Source organism: Paenimyroides viscosum (genome assembly GCF_003858535.1).
Taxonomy (GTDB): Bacteria; Bacteroidota; Bacteroidia; order Flavobacteriales; family Flavobacteriaceae; genus Flavobacterium; species Flavobacterium viscosum.
In genome coordinates, this window is record NZ_RQTJ01000078.1 from 1 (window position 1) to 1,617 (window position 1,617).

Sequence of the window (1,617 nt, forward strand, 5' to 3'; positions counted from 1 at the left end):
ACAATTTAAAAAGCTTAAAGTAAACGATGACACATAAGGACATGGATTGTTTAACTCATAAGCACGTACCCAAATTGTCACAGGCGTTGATGCATTGTTTGCTAAAGTATATAAATCAGGTATCGCATTAGTATCATCTTCCGCATCTTGCTGGGTAGCGTAAAAACTAAATAAGATGTTAGGATTCGTTGTTACGCCTACTACTGCATCTTTTAAATCAAAACGTGTATTTAAACCCGCACTCGGGCAAACCGATAAATTCTGTGGCGCACTGATACTTACATACTCATAAAACTCTACACGAACCGGATCAGATTCCATTACACAGTTAGTCACTGTAGGTATAAAGCCTTTTACACTATAATCTCCGGTTTCTGTAACAGTTAAATTAGGTCCCGTTTGGCCAGGTATTTTTATGCCGTCTTTAAACCATTCAAAGGTAAATAAAATAGGATCTAAACCTGATTTCAATATATGACTGTCTCCTACACATAAGCCGTTTCCATCACCTACTAAAACAGGGGCTCCTAAATCTAAATTGCCTATATCAAAACTGCCTGCTTTGAAAAATACAGCACTAGTGTGATTTCCAGTACTACAGAAATCTATAATTGCCAATTTTATACGATACTTTCTACCAACTATTACATTTGCAGACAAAGATTGCATAGCGGTGGTATGCCCCATCAAATTTACAGGGGCTGCTAGGTTAGGCACCATATTTGGTCCATTCCCATAAGCATCGCCAAAAAACTGAGGGTTAGGTGAAGTAGCACAATTCGTATTCAGCTTATTTCCATCTCTGACCGTAGCAATAGAAATTGGATCATTTGTATTTGGTACTTTTGCTAAATTTTCTCCTACGCCAGTAGTTGTATCAATTAACCAAGCACCAAACAATGCAGCATTCTGACAGTTACCCCAGCATCCTTGATAACTATTACTACCAAATAAATATTCAAAAGTAACCGTATTTTGCATTGGAATAAACTCAAAATCAATACTAGCTGATCTAATATCATTTCCACCTCCTGCTGGCCAACCACCTGCATCATTTATCAAATCAGTTAAATCTTGATCGCCTACCCAACGATATTGATTATTTAAGGGAAATGAATTTTTATTACCTGTAGGTCCTTCCATGTATTCAGATCTATCGGTACTAATTACAATTCCATCTTCAAACGGAAAAGTAGATCCGTTTTTTTGAAAATAACCTAAAGGATAAATAGCCTTAGATCCTGGACTACCGTCACAGTACTGAAACTTAACATTAGATACCAAGTCACACTTTGCACCTACCAAGATATCTTTAACCAACTGCTCTGCAGTATAGGTATTATCAATATCCACATAATTGTACTGTTGGCTAAACCCTAAAAGACTGGTTACTAAAAACAGTATTAATAAATATTTGCTTCTCATAGTTAGTTAATATAAATTTTTATGAGTTAATTTTTACTTTGAATACTTCAATAGATTAAAAAAAAGTATTTCCTCGCAATATACATCTAAAGATTTTAAATTTAATAAAATTTTATGAAAAAAATTATACCAATAAAAAAGAGGAAGCGTTTGCTTCCTCTTTTTGGTTTATGTGTTTTACAACTTCTTATC

Annotated in this window: 1 protein-coding gene; it reads right to left on the reverse strand. The window is 34.6% G+C overall.

The features are described from left to right. A partial coding sequence (locus EG242_RS14745) for a choice-of-anchor L domain-containing protein (RefSeq protein WP_203227752.1) occupies positions 1 to 1,425 on the reverse strand: 1,425 nt, incomplete at its 3' end. Positions 1,426 to 1,617: the final 192 nt, after the last annotated feature.